Origin of the sequence: Aquibium sp. ELW1220 (assembly GCF_030398385.1) — a bacterium.
GTDB lineage: Bacteria > Pseudomonadota > Alphaproteobacteria > Rhizobiales > Rhizobiaceae > Aquibium.
Map to the genome: position 1 here is coordinate 1 of NZ_JAOAOQ010000069.1, position 19094 is coordinate 19094.

The window sequence follows — 19094 nt, forward strand, 5'->3', positions numbered from 1 at the left end:
TGGCAAACCCTCGATAAGGCGATCGAGCCCATGACCCTTGACCTCGCCGCTTGATCAAGCGCAAATCATCCCGCTCGGAGGACGTCGCCAGAGAATTTCCACCACATACGAGACACAACCCGGCGCCCGGCCGCAGGACATCAAAATGAAATCCTTTGCCGAGAAACGTTCCTGACGAATTCGCAAGGGAAGCAGGCGCGCCCGGCAGTCGTGCCCGGAGACGTTCGAACTTGAGCCGCTGCGCTTCGTTGGCCGGATGGCCCTCCTCGTCGGCGCAGGCAAGATGGCTCATGACAAGTTCGATAGAGAGGCCGTGAAGCAGGCTCTCGTCAGCCGCGATGATTTCGATATCCTCAGGGGCGAGTCCCAGACGGGCCATGCCCGAATCGAGCTGAAGCGCGACGGCCAGTCGCTTGCCCGTCGCCGCAGCGCATGAGCGCCAGACAGCGAGGTCCCCGACCGTGTTGACGACAGGGGTCAGCGCCGCCTCGGCAAGCTGGCGTTCCATTCCGGCCGGGGCGCCGTTCAGGACGAACACGCGGGAGTTCGGTCGCAGCGTCCGCCGCAGTTCAAACCCCTCCCTGGAGTGCGCAACGAAGTACGTCCTGCATCCTGCCGCCTCGAGAGCCGCCGAGACCTGGGCGGCCCCAAGGCCATAGGCATCCGCCTTGACGACTGCCGCGCACTCGGCGCGTCCCGCCATCCCTGCAAGCAGTCTCCAGTTGGACACGACCGCGTCGAGGTCGACGGTAAGGAGCGCCTCGACCTGTCTCGCGTCCCCCGTCATGTCCGATACCGCCCGATGCCGAGGTCCGTGACATCGATGTCGGGCGTCCGTCCCGAGACGATGTCGGCGAGCACACGTCCCGAGCCGCAGGCCATGGTCCAGCCGAGTGTTCCGTGTCCGGTGTTGATGTAGAGGCCTGGAATCGGGGTACCCCCGATGATCGGCGGGCCGTCGGGCGTCATCGGCCTCAGCCCGGCCCAGAAGGCGGCTTCTTCCAACCGCCCTCCGCCGCCGAAGAGGTCGGTGACGGAATGCTCGAGCGGAGCGCGCCGAGACGGTCTCAGGGACAGGTCGTAGCCGGAAATCTCGGCCGTCCCCCCGACGCGGATGCGATCTCCGAGACGGGTGATCGCGATCTTGTAGGTCTCGTCCATAACCGTCGAGACAGGAGCCGCGGTCTCGTCGGCGATAGGGAGCGTCAACGAATACCCCTTCACCGGATAGACGGGCACGTGGATGCCGACCGGACGGAGAAGGAAGGGCGAGTAGCTTCCGAGCGCGACGACGACCGCGTCCGCGGAGAATTCTCCCGCGTCGGTGTGGACGCCACGGACCCGATTTCCGTCGCGGAGAAGTCCTCGCACGGTGACGCCATATCGGAACTCGACGCTTTGCGCGCACAGCTCCGTCAGCTTCACAGTGAAGGTGTGGCAATCGCCTGTCTCATCGCCAGGAAGCCGCAGCCCACCGACGAATTTCTCCGGAACGTGGGCGAGCGCGGGTTCCGCACCGACGCAACCGTTACGGTCGAGGACTGCGAACGGTACGCCGAACTGCTCGAGGACCTCCGCGTCGCCGCCGATACCGTCCAGCTGATGTTGACTCCGGAACAGCTGCAGCGTGCCCTGCATGCGCTCGTCGTAGGCGATCCCGGTAGAGGTCCGCAGATCGCGCAGGCAATCGCGGCTGTATTCAGCGATCGGCACCATCCGCGACTTGTTAGCGGCATACCGTGCCGACGTGCAGTTGCGCAGCATCTTCGCCACCCACGACCACATCGCCGGATCGAGCCGCGGACGGATCGTTAGTGGACCGTGCTTCATCAGCAACCATTTCATCGCCTTCAGCGGCATGCCCGGCCCTGCCCACGGCGAGGAGTATCCCGGCGAGATTTCTCCCGCATTGGCATAGCTGGTTTCGAGGGCGGGTCCGGGCTGCCGGTCGATGACCGTTACCTCGTGTCCGGCCTGCGCGAGATACCAGGCGGACGTGACCCCGATCACCCCGCTTCCCAGGATGAGGACTCTCATGTGAGTCTCCCCAAACGGCGGTCATAGGCAGCGGCAGGCAGCGTCGAACACTGTATTGTCATTGTGCATCTCCACCGGGCCAGCGGTGGCGGACCCGGAATCAGAACCGAATGCGATCTGGTTTTGGATTTCCGGCCCCCGGTCGACGGCTCATGGCCGCGCCAGGGCTAGATGCACGCGATGAGGCAGCCCGCGTGGTTCAGGAACCGCCCGCGGAAACTTTCGATGATCTGGCCTTCAGGATGCGACAGCAATTCAGAGGTGCCTGCGTTGATGATCAACAGATAGCGTGCCCGGGCCGGCTTTGCAAAGGCGTAACTCGGGTCCAACACGTCCGAGGATGAAAGCCCCTGTCGCGCTTCCACCCGGAGCCGGCCGTCGGCCCGGGGCTCAACTGGTTGTACCGGACACCTTCACGAGGCCGGGTCACCGCAGTCGGCCGCGGCTGCGGCACAATCAGTTCCTCGCCCCCCGCGGAAAACGCCATCTTCACCAGCACGGCTGCCGCGATCCGTTCGACCTCCCGCCAATGGCCCTCGACGAACTGCTTCGCCCGTGCGAACAGCCAGGACAGCACCTTGTCGCCGCGGTCGTGCAGGTGGCGGGCGAACACCACAACAGCCCGCCTCCGACCGCTACTGCAGCAGCCCCTTGACGATGCCGCTCGCCTTGCCGAAGTCCATGCGGCCCGGATACTTCTCTCGCAGCGCGTTCATGCAGCGGCCCATGTCGCGCAGGCCGTCGGCGCCGACTTCGGAAATCACTTCCGCGCAGGCCCGCTTGACAGCCTCTTCCTCGAGCTGCCGGGGAAGGAAATCGCGGATGATGCCGATTTCCTCGCGTTCCTGCTCGGCCAGTTCGAGGCGGTTGCCCTCTTCGTAGAGCCTCGCCGATTCCTGGCGCTGCTTGATCATCTTGACCAGAATCAGCGCGATCTCCTCCTCGCTCACCGGGTCGCGCCCGGCGCCGCGATTGGCGATGTCGCGATCGTTGATGGCGGTCTGGATCAGGCGAACCGTGGAGATACGTCGCTTGTCGTTCGTTTTGAGCGCCTGTTTCAGCGTCTCCGCGAATTTCTCGCGCATCGGAATAGAGACTCCCTTGGCAGCCGGCGGACCTTAGCGCCGCGGATTTCCGGACGCAATTCGAATTTTGGGACAACAAGCTGCTGTTTTCGTTGACGAAAGCTTTTCTCTTCGGACACGGCCCCGCGGATTGACCGCCCCGGGCGTTTTTCCTATTGTCCGGCCCTTGCATGGACATATATTGAGCGCGCGGAACTGGTCGCCCACCCGACCGTTCGCGGTCTTCAGCACGGGCATATGAGCCATTGCCCGGGCAGTTTCAAGACCGCTGCGCCTCTCGACCTGACGGAGACATCTGATGATCGCAACCACGGCGCCCTGGGGCGCGGATAAAGCCACGGCCCTGCTCGTGCTCGCGGACGGTACCGTGATCGAAGGCCGCGGGCTCGGTGCCACGGGCCATGCGGTCGCGGAAGTGTGCTTCAACACCGCGCTGACGGGCTATCAGGAAATCCTCACCGATCCCTCCTATGCCGGGCAGATCGTCACCTTCACCTTCCCGCACATCGGCAATGTCGGCGCCAATGCCGAGGACATCGAGGACCTGACGCCTGCCGCCCGTGCCGGCGCGGTCGGGGCCGTCTTCCGCGCCGACGTGACCCAGCCGTCCAACTACCGCTCGAATGGCGGCCTCGACGAATGGCTGAAGCGCCGCGGCATCGTCGCCATGAGCGGCATCGACACGCGCGCGCTGACGGCCCGCATCCGCGATCTCGGCGCGCCGCATGCGGTGATCGCCCATGCGCCGGACGGCGTCTTCGATGTCGAGGCGCTCAAGCGGCAGGCTGCCGCATGGTCGGGCCTCGTCGGCCTCGACCTCGCCCGCGAGGTGACCTCGGGCCAGAGTTCCACCTGGAAGGAGACCCCCTGGGCCTGGGGTGAGGGCTACGGCGAACAGAGCCAGCCCTCCATGCACGTGGTCGCGATCGACTATGGCGTGAAGCGCAACATCCTGCGGCTGATCGCCGGCCTGGGCGCCGAAGTCACCGTCGTGCCGGCCATGACGCCGGCCGAGGACATCCTGGCCATGAACCCCGACGGCGTGTTCCTGTCGAACGGCCCCGGCGACCCGGCCGCGACCGGCGAATATGCGGTGCCGGTGATCCGCGACCTGCTCGACGCCGACGTGCCGATGTTCGGCATCTGTCTCGGCCACCAGATGCTGGCGCTGGCGCTCGGCGGCCGCACCGTCAAGATGCACCAGGGCCACCATGGCGCCAACCATCCCGTCAAGGACCACACCACCGGCAAGGTCGAGATCGTCTCGATGAACCACGGCTTCGCGGTGGACGGCGATTCGCTGCCGGAGGGGATCGAGGAAACGCACGTGTCGCTGTTCGACGGCTCGAACTGCGGCATCTCGGTCGCCGGCAAGCCGGTCTTTTCGGTCCAGCACCATCCCGAGGCGTCTCCCGGCCCGCAGGACTCGCACTACCTCTTCCGGCGCTTCATCAACCTGATCCGCGAGCGCAAGGGCGAGCCGGCGCTGGCCGAACGCTGATCCGGCCGACAGGGCGCGCAGACGGGGGGCATCGCATCCCCGTCGGCGCTTCCGGGCTTCAGGACGAGATGCGAAGCCGAACCACGTCGTCGCGGATCGACCTGAACACGTCGTCGAGCTGGCCGCGCGACGGCGCGTCGAAGAAGTGGTTCAGGCTGGTGGCGCATTCCTTCAGCATCATGCCCGTCTTGACGTCCGGCTCCTCGAGCCGGATCGTGTAGACCACGGTCCCAGCCTTCTTCGCGTTCTCGCACGCGGCCAGGGTCCTGGCGTTCATCAGCTTGTTGGTGTCCCAGGAGGAGCCGGCTGTGATGCCGATCCGTCCGTCGACCAGATAGCCGTTGCTCGAATAGGACGAACCGAACACGGTGCCGTTGTTGCCGAAGACGTTCGAACCGTCCGTCAGCACGATCATGATCTTCTCGATGCCCGGCGCCTTGGCGCTGCCTTCCGTGAATGGCGGCTCCGGCGAGAGCGCGCGCATGCCCCAGGCGACGCCCTCCATGATGTTGGTTGTGCCGTTGGCTTGCAGGCCTTTCACCATCTTCTTGATCGCATCGTAATCGTTGGTCAGCGGCTGGATCGGCTGCGCGAGGCAGTCCTTGTTCGGCCCCTTGCCGCTCGACGAGCTGGCGGCGACCGGCAGCCAGCTTGACGACGGGTCCAGCGGGTCCAGCAGCGACGCGTCGGGAATGCCGTACTTCTGAAGCTTCTTCAGCTGTCCCGCGGGCGACTTGTCCAGGGGGTCGGCCGACGAGACGATGTAGCTGTTCGAATATCCCCATCCCTCCGGTTCATCGATCGAGAAGGCCGGCACGAACAGCGTTTCGGGTTTCTTGGGATTGGGCGTGACATCGGCAACGTCGAGATCCTTGCCGGCAGGGTCGCGCGTCTCGACGCAGCCCTTCCAGGTCTGGCCGAGATGCTGGAACAGCTCGAACCGGCTCAGTCCCGTCGGAAGTTCGGTCTGCGGGAAGTCGGCCTTGCCCTGGAGGTCGAGCCAGTCGGCGCCGGTCTTCTTCTTGACCTTGCCGTTCTTCTTGAACGTCGGGCCATGCTGGTTCCCCACGTTGACGAAGTTGGCGAAAGGCACGACGGCAAACTTCAGCTTCTCCGTGTCCTTGATTTGCGACGCCATCGTGTCGACGAGTCCGAGGACTGCGTCCTTCATCGCGGACAGCTTGCCGCCCGCCATGGAGCCGGTCGTGTCCAGGACCAGCGCGATCTCGTAGCGGTTGAAGGCGATGTCGGCGGAGGACGAGGCAGAGACCCGCCAGTCCTCGTAGCCGAGCACGCCCGCGAAATGCAGCTCCTGCCGCGCCGTCGCCTCGACGGTCACGCGCGTACCGGTCCGGATCACCTTCAGGCCGCCATGCTCGATGAGGAAGTTCGCCGCCACGAAGGACCTGGCGATGTCGAGCGCCTCGTCGTCGCTGATGGTGTCGCCTTCGCGCGCCACCGCGAGCGCAGCCGAATCCAGCGCGTTCTGCAATTCCGAATGACGGTTGCTGATCGAGGAGAAGTCGATGGCGACGCCTGCGGCGAGCACCAGCGGAACCATCGCGACCGCTGCTATGATCGCGAAGTTGCCGCGTTCATCGCGTGAAAGCTGCGCCAGCAGATTCCGGATCATGCCAAGCCCTTTGCTCGTATCGTCGCAGCAAAAGACTTAGCTCAACGCGATTAAGTCGAGCCTAAACCACAGGCTTAATGAAGACTGAACAAATATCCATGGGTTGCGTCTTCTGCAAACCCACGCAGCTTGCTGCGTCGAGAAGCTGCCGCAGCACCGATCGGCGTTCGGTCAGAGGTCGGCGTTGAACGTGTCGCAGGCGTCGACCCGCCCCGCCTCGAGGCCGCGCCCGAACCATTCGCGACGCTGGGCCGACGTCCCGTGGTTGAAGCTGTCGGGGACCACGTAGCCCTGGGAGTTTTTCTGCAGCGTGTCGTCGCCGATCTGGTTGGCCGCGTTCAGTGCCTCATCGATGTCGCCGCTCTCCAGCAGGCCCTTCTGCTCGGTAAAATGCGCCCAGATGCCTGCGAAGCAGTCCGCCTGGAGTTCGACACGCACCGACATGCGGTTTGCCTCCACCTCGGACATCGTCTGGCGCTGCCGGTTGAACTCCGGCAGCACGCCGATGATGTTCTGGACGTGGTGGCCGACTTCGTGGGCGATCACATAGGCCTGCGCGAAGTCGCCGGATGCGGCGAACCGGCGCTCGAGCTCACCGAAGAAATCGAGGTCGAGATAGAGCTTTGAATCGCCCGGGCAGTAGAACGGGCCGCTGGCGGCCGACGCAAAACCGCAGGCCGAGCGCACCTGACCCGAAAACAGCACCATGGCCGGCTCCTGGTAGGTCGCGCCGCCAGCCTGGAAAATGCCGTGCCAGACGTCTTCCGTCTCCGCCAGCACCACGCCCGCGAACTGCGCCATCTCGTCGGAGCCCTGGCTGGTGGTCACCCGCGTCCCGCCGGCAGCACCGCCTCCGTCGTCCATCTGGGAGAGAATCTCGAGCGGATCGATGCCGCATGCCCGCAGCGCAAAGAAGACGATCACCAGGATGATGATACCCGAGATGCCGCCGCCGCCGACCGATCGCCCGACCGGGATCCGCATCCCGCCACCGCGACCGAAGCCTCCACCGCTCCGGCCGAGACCGCCGCCATCGTTGCGCCGATCCTCCACGTTGGAGCTCTGCCGCCTGCCCTTCCAGCGCATCGTCACTCTCTCCCTTGGTCAAGCCGCCATCGCTGCGACAGTCCGGCGGCCGGCAGGCCAGTCGCCCTACAGATATCCCGCCCGTTGCCGGGTGTCACAGGGAATCTCGGCCACCCTGCCAGCCTTGATCCAGCGCAAGGCGTGAAGCCGGCGAAGCATTTATCGGTTCGGTCGTGGCGGGGAACGGGCCGCGGTCGAGGCACAATCCGGGGGGATTCGGGTCGCCTCACGGGCCGGGGCACGACGGCGGCGACGGATATGAGGCCGTCGCCGCCGATGCCATGCCGAAACCGGCTAGCGCTGCTTTTCCTCGACGCTTCGGCCATCGGAGCTGCGCGAACGTTCCTCCACGCGCTCCTCGCCCTTCTTCAGGTGGTCGCCCTTGCGTTCCTCCACCCGCCGCTCCTCGCGCCTGGTGCTTTCGTGCAGGTCTTGTGCGGCTTCGCGGCCGGCCGGCGTGGACGTCTTGTCGGTTTCCATCGTCGCTCCTCCTTCGGCGTACAGGCGCCGGCCACGGAAACGTGCGTCGCGGCAACTCGGTTCCGGCCCGAGCGCTCTTGATCTTGCCGGAATCCTTTGTGAAGTTCGGCTGGGCCGAAGGAGCTACGACATGACGCCGAGACGGCACGGCCCGTTGTGGCCGCTCATGCCATACGACATCAGCGCCGCCGTAAGGCTGCTGCTGTCGGTGCTGGCTCTCCTGGCGTTTCCGCTCCGGGCTGCGGCGGAACCGGAGGCGATGCGCGGCGTCGCCCTCGTCATCGGCAATGCGGACTACGCGACCCTGCCCGCGCTCGCCAATCCGACACGCGACGCCGATGCCGTCGAAGCCTTGCTGTCGGATCTCGGCTTTGATTCGATCCGCCGCACGGACCGCGACGCCCGCTCCATGCGCCGAGACCTCGAACGTTTCGCCGAGGACGCGGAGGGCGCCGACGTCGCCGTGCTCTACTATGCCGGCCATGGCATCGAAGCCGGCGGCGAGAACTTCCTCGTTCCCACCGACGCCGATCTCGCCTCGCTCGACGCCGCCGGAGAACGTCTGGTGCCCCTGTCCGACGTGCTGGAACGGCTGCGCCGCTCGGTCGCGGTGACGATCCTGCTGCTCGATGCCTGCCGCGACAATCCGTTCCCGCCGGGCGCCGTCCTGCGCATGGCGCCTGATTCGCAGGCGCAACCGGTTTCGGCCGGCGGACTGTCGGAAACGCGGGGCGCGCGCGCCATCGGCCGAAGCGACGCTCCGGCGGACAGTCTCGGAATGGTGATCGGCTTCGCCGCCGAACCCGGCCGGCCCGCCCTCGATGGTGCCGAAGGCGGGCACAGCCCCTATGCCGCAGCCCTGCTGCGCCACATCGACGCCATGGGCGGCGAGGAATTCGGCACCGTCATGCGCATGGTCGCCGAGGAGGTCTATCTCAAGACCGGCGGACGCCAGCGTCCCTGGGTCAACGAAAGTCTGCGCCGCCTGCTCTATCTCGGCGCCCCACCGCCGGAGCGCGAGGCGGCGGAGGCGGCGGTGCTGGGCGAACGCCGCCGGCTTCTGGTCACCATCGCCGCGCTGCCCGATCCGCAGCGCGCGCGGGCCGAAAACCTGGCGCAGTCCGGGAACGTGCCGATGAGCGTCGTCTACGCCATGCTGCAGGCGGCGGGCGTCGATCCGGCCGATGATCCCGACCGCATCGAGGCGCGCCTGAAGACGGAGATCGAGCGCTTCGCGACACTGAGCCGCGAGCGTCGGGCGCTGGACAATCCCGACCCGGAGATCCGGCGCCTCTCGGCGCTTGCCGATGCCGCCGAGCTGGAAGGCGCGCTCAATGCCGCCAGCGACTTTCGCGACGAGGCAAAGGCGCGGGTTGCAGCGCTGCGAGACGCGAGACAGGACCAGCTGCGCACCCTGCGCGCGCGCATCCTAGAGGATGCCGAGGTCTTTTCGCGCAGCGCCGAAACCAGGAAGCTGCTGTTTCGCTTCGACGACGCCGCACGTGATTTCGGCGAAGCGCGGCTGATCGCCGGAGAGATCGATCCCGCCCGCGCCGAGCGCCTGCTCGGCGAGGAGATCGGCGCGTGGCTGGTGCATGCCGAGATCGTCGGCACGGCAGCCTCGCTGCGCAAGGCCGAGGAACTCGCCCGTGCCGCACTGGCAGGCGGCGGTCTTCGTTCGTCGGGCGGACAGGCGTCGCTACGCCACAAGCTCGGCCTGATCCTGATGCTGAAGGCCGAGCGCGATGGCGACGCCGGCCCGCTGGCCGAGGCAGGCGCCCTTCTGGATCAGGCAGAAGCCGACAGTGCCGATCTCGACGCGTCGCTCAGGGCACGGATCGTCCTCGACCTCGGCCGCGCCAGGGGGCAGGCTGCCCTGCGGGCGAACCGCGTCGATGATCTCGCCGTGTCCAAGGCGGCCTTCGAACGCGCGACCGCACTGGCAGGCCGGGGCGGCGACGCCGCGGTCGAGGCCGAGGCCCGCTTTCGCATGGCCCAGGCGCTCTACTACATGTGGAGCGCGAACCCCGAGCCGGCGCTCATGGCCGAACTCGTCGGCCACCTGGCCGCCATGATCGCGACGCTGGACCGGGCGGAGACCGACGTTCTCGCCGCCCGCTACGTCGTCCGCTCGGTCGCCATCGCCTTCGACGCCGCACAGCGCCAGAACACGACGGATGCGCTTTCCGCTGCAGGCGAGATCGCCGCGCTGGCCGAGGGCATCTTCGACGCCGGCCGGTTTCCGCTGATCGGCGCCGAGATCGGCAGCCTGCGCGCGCGGATCGCGCTCGAATGGGCAGAGCGGTTCGGCGATGCCTCCGCCCTGCCCGCGGCGCAGGACATGCAGCGCGCCGCAAGGGACGTCTTCCGGCAGTCCGGCTATGCCGCCGCCGCGCGCGACGCGGACTGGCATCTGGCGCTCACGCTGATCGCCATCGGCCGCCGGGCCGCGGACGACGCCGCTCTCGACGAAGCGCGGACCATCCTCGCCGCCCTCGGCACCGATCCGCATGTCGCCGGAAACCCGGAGCTGGCGCTGCAGGTCGCGTTCGAGCAGGCCCGGGCCGGGGCCATTATGGCGCGCAGGACGCGCGATGCGGCGGCGCTCGGAGAGTCCGTCGCCGCATTCCGCACCCTGCAGTCGAAGATACCGGCCGACCACCCGCAATGGCAACGCATCCGGCTGGAACTCGGGCGGTCGATCGCCGCCGCGGGCGAGGCCGCACACGACCATGCCCTGCTGCGCGAAGGCACCGGCCTGCTCGCCGATGTCGTGCGGGCATGGGAGGCATGGGGCGCCGCCGCCGCTAATCCGGGTCCCTTCCTGGAAGTCTTCGGAGACTATGCCGGCTCCGCCGCTGCCCTCGCGGTGCAGGCGGACGGCAGGACGGAAATCGAAGCCGCGATCGATGCGCAGGCGCGGCTGCTGGCCCTCTACGAGGAGGCAGGACACGCGGCCGGAATGGCGTTCGCGTCGAACGGCCTCGCCTACGTGCTCGTGCTTGCGGTCCGGCAGACGCACGATGCCGACCGGCTTCGCCGCGCCGGGGAACTCGTCGATGAGGCGCGTGCCGGCATCGCCTTCTGGCCCGACTTCGAAGGCTATGTGGAGAACACGGCGTGCGAGGCCGACACGGAACGCGCGCGCCAGACCGGCCACCAGACGCTCGCGCAGGCCGCGCTCGACCGTTGCCGCAACGCGCTGGTGCTTCTTTCCGGCTCTGCCCAGCATGGGGCCGTGCCGATCGCCGAGGCCAGCGTGGCCCGCGCCGACCGCCTGGTTCGGGAACTCGCCCGATGAGCGGCCCGGGAACGGCCGTGTGGCGGTCGCCGGGCCGGCTGCGGCGTTTTCGGCCTGTTCTCGATCGCCGCTGTCGCCTAAGGAAACGGCTCGACCTCAAGAACGGCTCATGATCATCCCGCTACGCCAGTCCCTGACCAGAACGCTCTTCGCCCCCGGCGCGCTGCTCGCCCTCGGCCTGATCGCGGCGCAGGCACAGGAGGCCGGCGCCCCGGCCGCCCCGCCGACAAGCAGCGACGTCATCGAGACGATCGTTTCCATCGTGTATGGACTGTCGGCCAACGACCTCCTGAACGTCCGGGCGACCGCGTCCCCGATCGGACTGGTGCTCGCCCGCATCCCGAACGGGACCATCGTGACGCGTCTGGAATGCTCCACCTCCCGCAACGCGGAGTGGTGCCGCATCGAGGTGCCGGAACTCGACGGGCTCGTCGGCTGGGCGCCCGCGCGCTACCTGCTGTCGCCCCGCGACGACGAGGCCGAGGCGGAAGCCCCTGCCGCGCTGCCTGGTCCGTCGGTGATCGACCCGTCGAAGATCACGGTCGGCATCCTCCCCGATCCGCTGCCGATGCCCGAGGATCCGCTGGCCGATGCGGCGCCGGCGACGACCGGCGGAGAACCCGATCTCCAGACGGCGCTGCTGGCGCCGGCCCCGGACGGACCGTCGTCGTTCGATGCCGCGCGCGAGGCCGAGAAGATCGACGGCTCCGCGGCGGAACTCGCGCTGGCCTTCGCGACGCGCGCCGATCCCGGCTCGTCCGAAGTCTACAGCGCCTTCGACGCCGAAACCGCGCCCGGCGCGGAAGGCACGCAGGCTCCCGCCGAGGCGGCGCTCGCCGTTCCGGTGCCCTCGCCCCGCCCGCCCCGCGCCGACGAGCCGGAGCCCGGCGCCGCGCCAGGGGCGACGGTCGCGGCCCTGCCGTCGCCGGACACGGCCGCGATGCAGGCTGCAGACGCCGCGCCGGCCCGGCAGGACGCGCCGGCGGCCATCGAGTCGGAGGCGGCCGAAGCTGCCACGCCGCAGGCCCCGCTCCCGGCGCTCGCCCCGGGCTCGTCTCCATCGGCGGCGCAGGAAACGTCGCCCGCCGTGGAGCCGCCGGCTGCGCCGAAGACGGTAACCGTTGCCGAGCAGGAGCCTGCCGTCGCTCTGGCGCTGCCGTCGGACGTCCCAGACGATCTCGCGCCCGCGTCCCCGGCCGTCCCGGAACCCGAAGACGCCAGCACGACGCCGGGCGCCGCAGCAACTGGCTCTTCCGAACCCGCCACAGGTCCGGACGAGACCGGCGAGGCGCCGCGGACCCTGCGTGAACAGCTCGCCGCACTCCTGCCCTCCTGGAGCCGCCCGCCCGCGGGAACCGCAGCCGAGCCCGCCCCGGAACGATCGCCCGACGCCGCCGCTCAGGCCGAATCGCCTGAAGCCACCACTGCGGCCGTTGCCGTTCCGTCCGAAGGCGACCCCGAGCCCGCATCTGCCCGCGCAGTAGGCCCGGCCGCAACCATCGCCGGTCCGGCCGAATCGCCCATAGCCGCCGCCGCGGCCGGCGCCGTTCCTTCCGAAGGCGACGCCGGGCCCGCATCTGCCCGTCCCGAAGACGGGACCGGAGCGGTCGCAATTCCGGACCTGCCCGCCGCAGTCGGGACCGCCAGCGGAACCGCTCCCACGGAAGGCGATGCCTCGCCCGTCGCCGCCGCTACCGAGCGGGCAGCCGAAGCCGCGGGCGTCGCGCAAGCCGCCGCGGAGACCGCACGGCCACCGATGACGGTCGCGCCACCGCCGGCAGCCGTGCCGGCTCCGGTCGCGCCCGAACCACTTTCCGAGCCCCGCCCCGTCGAGACGGTGGCGCAGGCGCAGCCGGTGGAGCCGACGCAGCCCGCCCCTCCGCCTGCCGAGGGCGAGACGGCCGAGATCCCCTGCGCCCGCTATGTCGGCCAGCCGATGGCCCGCTGCGCGGTCAGGATCCTGCGCCTCGCCGCGGACGACGCCGACATCACCATTCTTTGGCCCGACGGCGGCGAGCGCCTGATCCGCTTCCGCGGCGGGCAGCCGGACGGCACCAACACGCGGGGCGAATTCCGCTTCACCCGCGAGGCCGAACTGAACCTCATCCGCATCGGCTCCGGCGAGCGCTTCGAGATCCTCGACGCCCTGCCCTTCTCCGAGTAGCACGCCGACCCTTCCGCCCCCGCGTCGTAGCGTCGCTGCGACCCTTGCCTGCCGCAGTGTGCGGTTGCATGGCTTGGCGGGACGATCATCGGGAGATCAGCGGAATGACGAGGGCGCCGGCCCGACCCATCGGCGCAGACGCCGCTTAGCGCCGCCGCGGCCGAGGCGGGAGCGCCGATGGAAGATGCGCGGTCACGCGTGCGCGCGAGCCCCTCGTCAGATGCCCTCGGAAGTCCGGCCTGACGCGGTTCGGTATTGGCAGCCAGGGTGCCGCGTAGGCTGCGCGACCGGCCTTCCGGTCAGCCGATTGCGGGCGGTTCGGAGAAGGGACCGCTCACCCGGATCGCGACCCCGCTCCGTCAAACGACATCGCGGCCTGCGACATGGCCCGGGCCGTCATCCGAGGCAGCACTTCTTGTACTTCTTGCCGCTGCCGCACGGGCAAGGATCGTTGCGGCCGACATGGCGGTAGGGGTTCTCCTGGACCGTCTGCGCCTCCCGTCGCCCGCCCTCCATCAAGTCCTGAATCTTCCGCCGCTCGATATCGGCGCGTCGCTGGCGGAACTCCTCCGAATAGCCGTGCCAGGTCGACAGCTCGGCGATGGTCGACGCGAACGGTTTGAGGGTCGCCTCTCCTTCGGCTGCATCCGGGTTCTCTTCGGCCTTGGCGAGCATCGCCTCGAAATCCTGGAACGTGGGGTCCGGCTGTAACCATGCCGGCTTGCCGGGGACACGCACCGGCAGATGACGCCGCGCGACGTCCTTCAGATCGCCGAACCGCAGCGTCGTCGCGGCATCCGCCCAGGAGGAAAGACCGAAATCATGGCGCGGGAGCCGGGTTTGCTCGAGATAGGCGGCAAGGAACGCCTGGGCGTGCGCGCGGTCGATCGCACCCGTCACCACCGCATGCGTCCAGGCCCGAAAACAGGCATGCCGCGCGAATTGGTCGACCTCGGTGTCGAGCATCGGCCCTTCGAGCGCCGTCGCATTCTCGCCCATCAGCGAGATCAGGACGACGGGAATGGTCAACGTGAGGGCGTCGCCGAACGGATCTTCGCCAGGGCGATGCGCCACCAGGCGCAAGAGGGGCAGGAATGCGCGCCGGTCGCCGATCTCGGCGAGCACGTGGGCCAGCACGCAGAGCGCGTCGTGCTCGTGGCTGGACGCGTCGGCAACCGAGACGCGATCCATCAACGCGATCGCCGCATCGACGAAGCCTTCCGGCTCGGCGAGTGCCGCGTTGATGGCCTTCTCGGGAACCGTGTCGGACTCCGCGAAGTCCCTGATGATGTCGTCGAACGTCATGACATTGCTCCTAGCGTGCCAGCCTGGACCGTTTCGCCACGCCGGCCAACCTCCCGCGAGGCGTCATCCACGGCATTTTCGACGCGGTTCTCTCTGGCGTCGTGCGCATTTCCCATCGCGTGCGGCCGGGAAAGCGATGGCCGTTTTCAGGGGTTCCCTCACCCCGTTTCCTCCCCTATAAGGCGCGCCTAGCCAGATACCCTTCTCCCTTGCGCACCGGCCGGGCCGTTCCCGTTCCGGCGCTTTGCGCAAGCAGCCTGCCGCGGCGCGCCGGCGCGCGCAAAAAGAAAGCCCTGACGACCATGCCCAGACGCACCGATATCTCCTCCATCCTGATCATCGGCGCGGGACCCATCGTCATCGGCCAGGCCTGCGAGTTCGACTATTCCGGCACCCAGGCCTGCAAGGCGCTGAAGGCGGAGGGGTACCGGGTGATCCTGGTCAACTCCAACCCGGCGACGATCATGACCGATCCGGAGCTGGCGGACGCGACCTATATCGAGCCGATCACGCCGGAGGTGGTGGCCAAGATCATCGCGCGCGAGCGGCCGGACGCGCTGCTTCCCACCATGGGCGGGCAGACCGCGCTCAACACGGCGCTGTCGCTGCGCCGCATGGGCGTGCTCGAGCGCTACGGCGTCGAGATGATCGGGGCGAACGCCGAAGCCATCGACATGGCAGAGGACCGCTCGCTGTTTCGCGAGGCGATGGCACGCATCGGGCTGGAGACGCCGCGCTCCTGGCTCGCCAACGCCAGCGCCGTGAAGGACGAGGACCGCAAGCGCCACGAGGCCGAGCGGGCCGAGTTGAAAGCCTCCGACCCCGACGATCTCGACGCCGCGCTCGACGATCTTGAGACCCGCTGGAACCTCGGCGAAGGCGACCGCAAGCAGCGCTACATGAGCCATGCCATGGGCATCGCCGCCCAGGCGCTCGACGTCGTCGGCCTGCCCGCCATCATCCGCCCCTCCTTCACCATGGGCGGCACCGGCGGCGGCATCGCCTACAACCAGGCGGAGTTCTTCGACATCGTCCGCTCGGGCCTCGACGCCTCGCCGACGACGGAAGTGCTGATCGAGGAGAGCGTGCTCGGCTGGAAGGAGTACGAGATGGAGGTCGTCCGCGACAAGGCGGACAATTGCATCATTGTCTGCTCGATCGAGAACATCGATCCGATGGGCGTCCACACCGGCGATTCGATCACGGTGGCGCCGGCGCTGACCTTGACCGACAAGGAATACCAGGTGATGCGCAACGCCTCGATCGCGGTGCTGCGCGAGATCGGCGTGGAGACCGGCGGCTCGAACGTGCAGTTCGCGGTCAACCCGGCCGACGGCCGCCTCGTCGTCATCGAGATGAACCCGCGCGTGTCGCGCAGTAGCGCGCTCGCCTCCAAGGCCACCGGCTTCCCGATCGCCAAGGTCGCGGCGCGGCTCGCCGTCGGTTATACGCTGGACGAGCTGGAAAACGACATCACCGGCGGCGCGACGCCCGCCGCCTTCGAGCCTTCGATCGACTACGTCGTCACCAAGATCCCGCGCTTCGCCTTCGAAAAGTTCCCCGGCGCCGATCCGGTGCTGACGACCGCCATGAAGTCGGTCGGCGAGGTCATGGCGATCGGCCGCACCTTCGCCGAATCGCTGCAGAAGGCGTTGCGCGGGCTTGAGACGGGGCTGACCGGCCTCGACGAGATCGAGATCCCCGGCATCAGTGCGGGCGGCGACAGCGGCGACGACAGGAATGCCATCCGCGCCGCGCTCGGCACGCCGACGCCCGACCGGCTGCGCATGGTGGCGCAGGCGATCCGCATGGGCACCTCGCTGGAAGAGGTGCACGCCATGTGCGCCATCGACCCGTGGTTCCTGGAGCAGATCGGCGCCATCATCGCCATGGAGGCCCGCGTGCGCGAGCACGGGCTGCCCCAGGACGCGGCCAACCTGAGGATGCTGAAGTCGATGGGCTTCTCCGACGCCCGCCTTGCCTCGCTGGTCAGGAAGGACGCCGACGACGTCGCGGCACTGCGCCGGCGGCTCGGCGTGCACCCGGTCTACAAGCGCATCGACACATGCGCGGCCGAGTTCGCCTCGCCGACGGCCTACATGTACTCGACCTACGAGAGCCCGTTTGCCGGCGCGCCGGCCGACGAGGCGCAGGTCTCGGACCGGAAGAAGGTCGTCATCCTCGGCGGCGGACCGAACCGCATCGGCCAGGGCATCGAATTCGACTATTGCTGCTGCCACGCCGCCTTCGCGCTGGCCGACGCCGGCTACGAATCGATCATGGTCAACTGCAACCCCGAGACCGTGTCGACCGACTACGACACCTCCGACCGGCTCTATTTCGAGCCGCTCACGGCCGAGGACGTGCTGGAGATCCTGCGCGCCGAGCAGGCGGCGGGCACGCTCGTCGGCGTCATCGTGCAGTTCGGCGGCCAGACGCCGCTGAAGCTCGCCGACGCGCTGGAGAAGGCCGGCATCCCGATCCTCGGCACCTCGCCCGACATGATCGACCTGGCCGAGGACCGCGACCGCTTCCAGAAGCTTCTGACCAGGCTCGGGCTGATGCAGCCGAAGAACGGCATCGCCTGGTCGGTGGAGCAGGCCCGCGTGGTGGCGGGCGAACTCGGCTTCCCGCTGGTGGTGCGGCCGTCCTACGTGCTGGGTGGCCGGGCCATGCAGATCATCCACAACGAAGGCATGCTGCAGTCCTACCTGCTGGACACGGTGCCGGGGCTGGTGCCCGAGGACATCAAGCAGAAATACCCGAACGACAAGACCGGCCAAATCAACACTCTGCTCGGCAAGAACCCGCTTTTGTTCGACACCTACCTGTCGGGCGCCATCGAGGTCGACGTCGACTGCCTGTGCGACGGCCAGAACACCTATGTCTCCGGCATCATGGAGCATATCGAGGAGGCCGGCATCCATTCGGGCGACAGTGCCTGCTCGCTGCCGGTGCACTCGCTGTCGCCCTCCCTCGTCGACGAACTGGAGCGGCAGACGGCAGCGCTGGCCCGCGCGCTGCATGTCGGCGGGCTGATGAACGTGCAGTTCGCGGTCAAGGACGGCGACATCTACGTGCTCGAGGTCAATCCGCGCGCCTCGCGCACGGTGCCCTTCGTGGCCAAGACCATCGGGCGTCCCATCGCCAAGATCGCCGCGCGCATCATGGCCGGCGAGAGCCTGGACGAGGCCTTCGCCCATTACGGCGCCAAGCCCGACCCGCGCGCGCTCGGCCACATCGCGGTCAAGGAAGCCGTCTTCCCCTTCGCCCGCTTCCCCGGCGTCGACACGCTGCTCGGCCCGGAGATGAAGTCGACCGGCGAGGTGATGGGGCTCGACACCGACTATGCGCTGGCCTTCGCCAAGGCGCAGCTCGGCGCCGGCGTCGACCTGCCGCGCTCGGGCACGCTGTTCGTCTCGGTGCGCGACGAGGACAAGGCGGCCGTGCTGCCCTCGGTCAAGCGTCTGGCCGGCATCGGCTTCAAGGTGCTCGCCACGGGTGGTACCGCGCGGTTCCTGCGCGAAAACGGCGTCGAGGCCGAGAAGGTCAACAAGGTGCTCGAAGGCCGCCCGCACATCGAGGACGCGATCCGCAACCGCCAGGTCCAGATCGTGTTCAACACGACCGACGGCCAGAAGGCGGTGTCGGACTCCAAATCGCTCCGCCGCGCGACCCTGATGCAGAAGGTGCCGTACTACACGACGATGGCGGGCGCCGCGGCGGTGGCCGAGGCCATCGCGGCGCTGAAGGCGGGAAGTCTGGAAGTGCGGCCGCTGCAGAGTTATTTTTCGTAAGCGCGGTCGGCGGTAGGGAGTGGGCAGTCGGGACGACTGCGGACGAGGTTTGAGGACGCAAGCGAAACGTCGCGTTCCTTCGCGCCCCCCTCTGCCTGCCGGCATCTCCCCCACAGGTGGGGAGATCGGCAGTTGTCGCGTCAGCGCTCACCCTTCCAACGTCGGCGATTGGCGAAGCCGGCGGCGCGAGTAATCTCCCCCCTCGTGGGGGAGATGGGCGGCAGCCCAGAGGGGGGCGCGACGGAGCGGCCCCGTGGCGTGAGTTTTCACGCCCGGTTCACCGGATCGGATGATGAAGTTCGTCCCGTCGGTCACGCCCTACGACGTGTCGCAAAACCCCCGCGGCGAGCCGAAGCGCACCGCGCCGGCCTGCCGCGCGAAAGACGTGCCGCCTGGCCGCGCACCGTCACGACCGGCGTTCCAGTCGTCGAAACAACAGTCTTCCGGCGGCAGCAGTGCCCCGAGCAAGGCGGCAAGCAGGCGCAGGCGCTGTCCGAGCAACATGGCGTCCATCGGGCCGCTGCCGGTTTCGAGATCGTCCTCGAGATGCGGCCATTCCCATGGCGCGGATTCGACGACGTAGTCTAGCCCGTCTTATTCATGACGGCGTTTTCGCAAGGCTGGCGGATGTAGCATAAGCGGTTGATTTGGCGTAGGATTCGGTTGCTTAGGCCAATCCTGCCGACAACATCGCGCGAGCCACAC

The 19094-nt window shown here is 68.1% G+C and carries 12 protein-coding genes; 4 read left to right on the forward strand and 8 right to left on the reverse strand.

The features are described from left to right. The 3 genes from N1F91_RS29735 to N1F91_RS29745 all read right to left on the reverse strand — a co-directional run. Positions 1–787: alanine racemase (locus N1F91_RS29735; protein ID WP_289997474.1), on the reverse strand; the 787-nt coding region annotated here is incomplete at its 3' end. Further along, positions 784–2037, reverse strand: a complete 1254-nt coding sequence (locus tag N1F91_RS29740; protein WP_289997475.1) for a D-amino acid dehydrogenase — start codon at positions 2035–2037, stop codon at positions 784–786. The genes N1F91_RS29740 and N1F91_RS29735, both read right to left, overlap by 4 nt. Positions 2038–2672: 635 nt before the next feature. Beyond that, positions 2673–3122, reverse strand: a complete 450-nt coding sequence (locus N1F91_RS29745) for a GatB/YqeY domain-containing protein (RefSeq protein WP_289997477.1) — start codon at positions 3120–3122, stop codon at positions 2673–2675. 298 nt (positions 3123–3420) lie between these two features. Here N1F91_RS29745 and carA point away from each other — a divergent pair, with 298 nt between their 5' ends. Next, a complete protein-coding gene (gene carA, locus N1F91_RS29750; RefSeq protein ID WP_289997478.1) occupies positions 3421–4623 on the forward strand; it encodes a glutamine-hydrolyzing carbamoyl-phosphate synthase small subunit in 1203 nt (400 codons plus the stop codon). Positions 4624–4681: 58 nt separating this feature from the next. Here carA and N1F91_RS29755 read toward each other — a convergent pair whose 3' ends face one another. The 3 genes from N1F91_RS29755 to N1F91_RS29765 all read right to left on the reverse strand — a co-directional run bounded on the left by N1F91_RS29755 (position 4682) and on the right by N1F91_RS29765 (position 7822). Next, complete coding sequence (locus N1F91_RS29755; RefSeq protein ID WP_289997480.1) at positions 4682–6256, reverse strand: pilus assembly protein; 1575 nt, start codon at positions 6254–6256, stop codon at positions 4682–4684. A 171-nt stretch (positions 6257–6427) separates the two neighbouring features. After that, positions 6428–7342 (reverse strand): neutral zinc metallopeptidase, encoded by a 915-nt coding sequence (locus N1F91_RS29760; protein WP_289997481.1) that lies wholly within the window; start codon positions 7340–7342, stop codon positions 6428–6430. 294 nt (positions 7343–7636) lie between these two features. Beyond that, positions 7637–7822, reverse strand: a complete 186-nt coding sequence (locus N1F91_RS29765; RefSeq protein WP_289997482.1) for a hypothetical protein — start codon at positions 7820–7822, stop codon at positions 7637–7639. Between the two features lie 130 nt (positions 7823–7952). On the opposite strand from N1F91_RS29765, the gene N1F91_RS29770 reads away from it, so the two are divergent. Together N1F91_RS29770 and N1F91_RS29775 are read left to right on the forward strand one after the other, a co-directional pair. Continuing rightward, entirely contained in the window at positions 7953–11123 is a 3171-nt protein-coding gene (locus N1F91_RS29770; protein WP_289997483.1) for a caspase family protein, read from the forward strand. A gap of 109 nt (positions 11124–11232) precedes the next feature. Next, on the forward strand, positions 11233–13287 hold the full coding sequence (locus N1F91_RS29775) for an SH3 domain-containing protein (protein WP_289997484.1): 2055 nt from the start codon (positions 11233–11235) through the stop codon (positions 13285–13287). A gap of 396 nt (positions 13288–13683) precedes the next feature. Here N1F91_RS29775 and N1F91_RS29780 read toward each other — a convergent pair whose 3' ends face one another. Then, on the reverse strand, positions 13684–14592 hold the full coding sequence (locus tag N1F91_RS29780; RefSeq protein ID WP_289997485.1) for an SEC-C metal-binding domain-containing protein: 909 nt from the start codon (positions 14590–14592) through the stop codon (positions 13684–13686). A gap of 302 nt (positions 14593–14894) precedes the next feature. Here N1F91_RS29780 and carB point away from each other — a divergent pair, with 302 nt between their 5' ends. Beyond that, entirely contained in the window at positions 14895–18389 is a 3495-nt protein-coding gene (carB, locus tag N1F91_RS29785) for a carbamoyl-phosphate synthase large subunit (protein WP_289997486.1), read from the forward strand. A 318-nt stretch (positions 18390–18707) separates the two neighbouring features. Here the strand turns inward: carB and N1F91_RS29790 are convergent, their stop codons facing one another. Further along, complete coding sequence (locus tag N1F91_RS29790; protein ID WP_289997487.1) at positions 18708–18902, reverse strand: hypothetical protein; 195 nt, start codon at positions 18900–18902, stop codon at positions 18708–18710. Positions 18903–19094 lie beyond the last annotated feature (192 nt).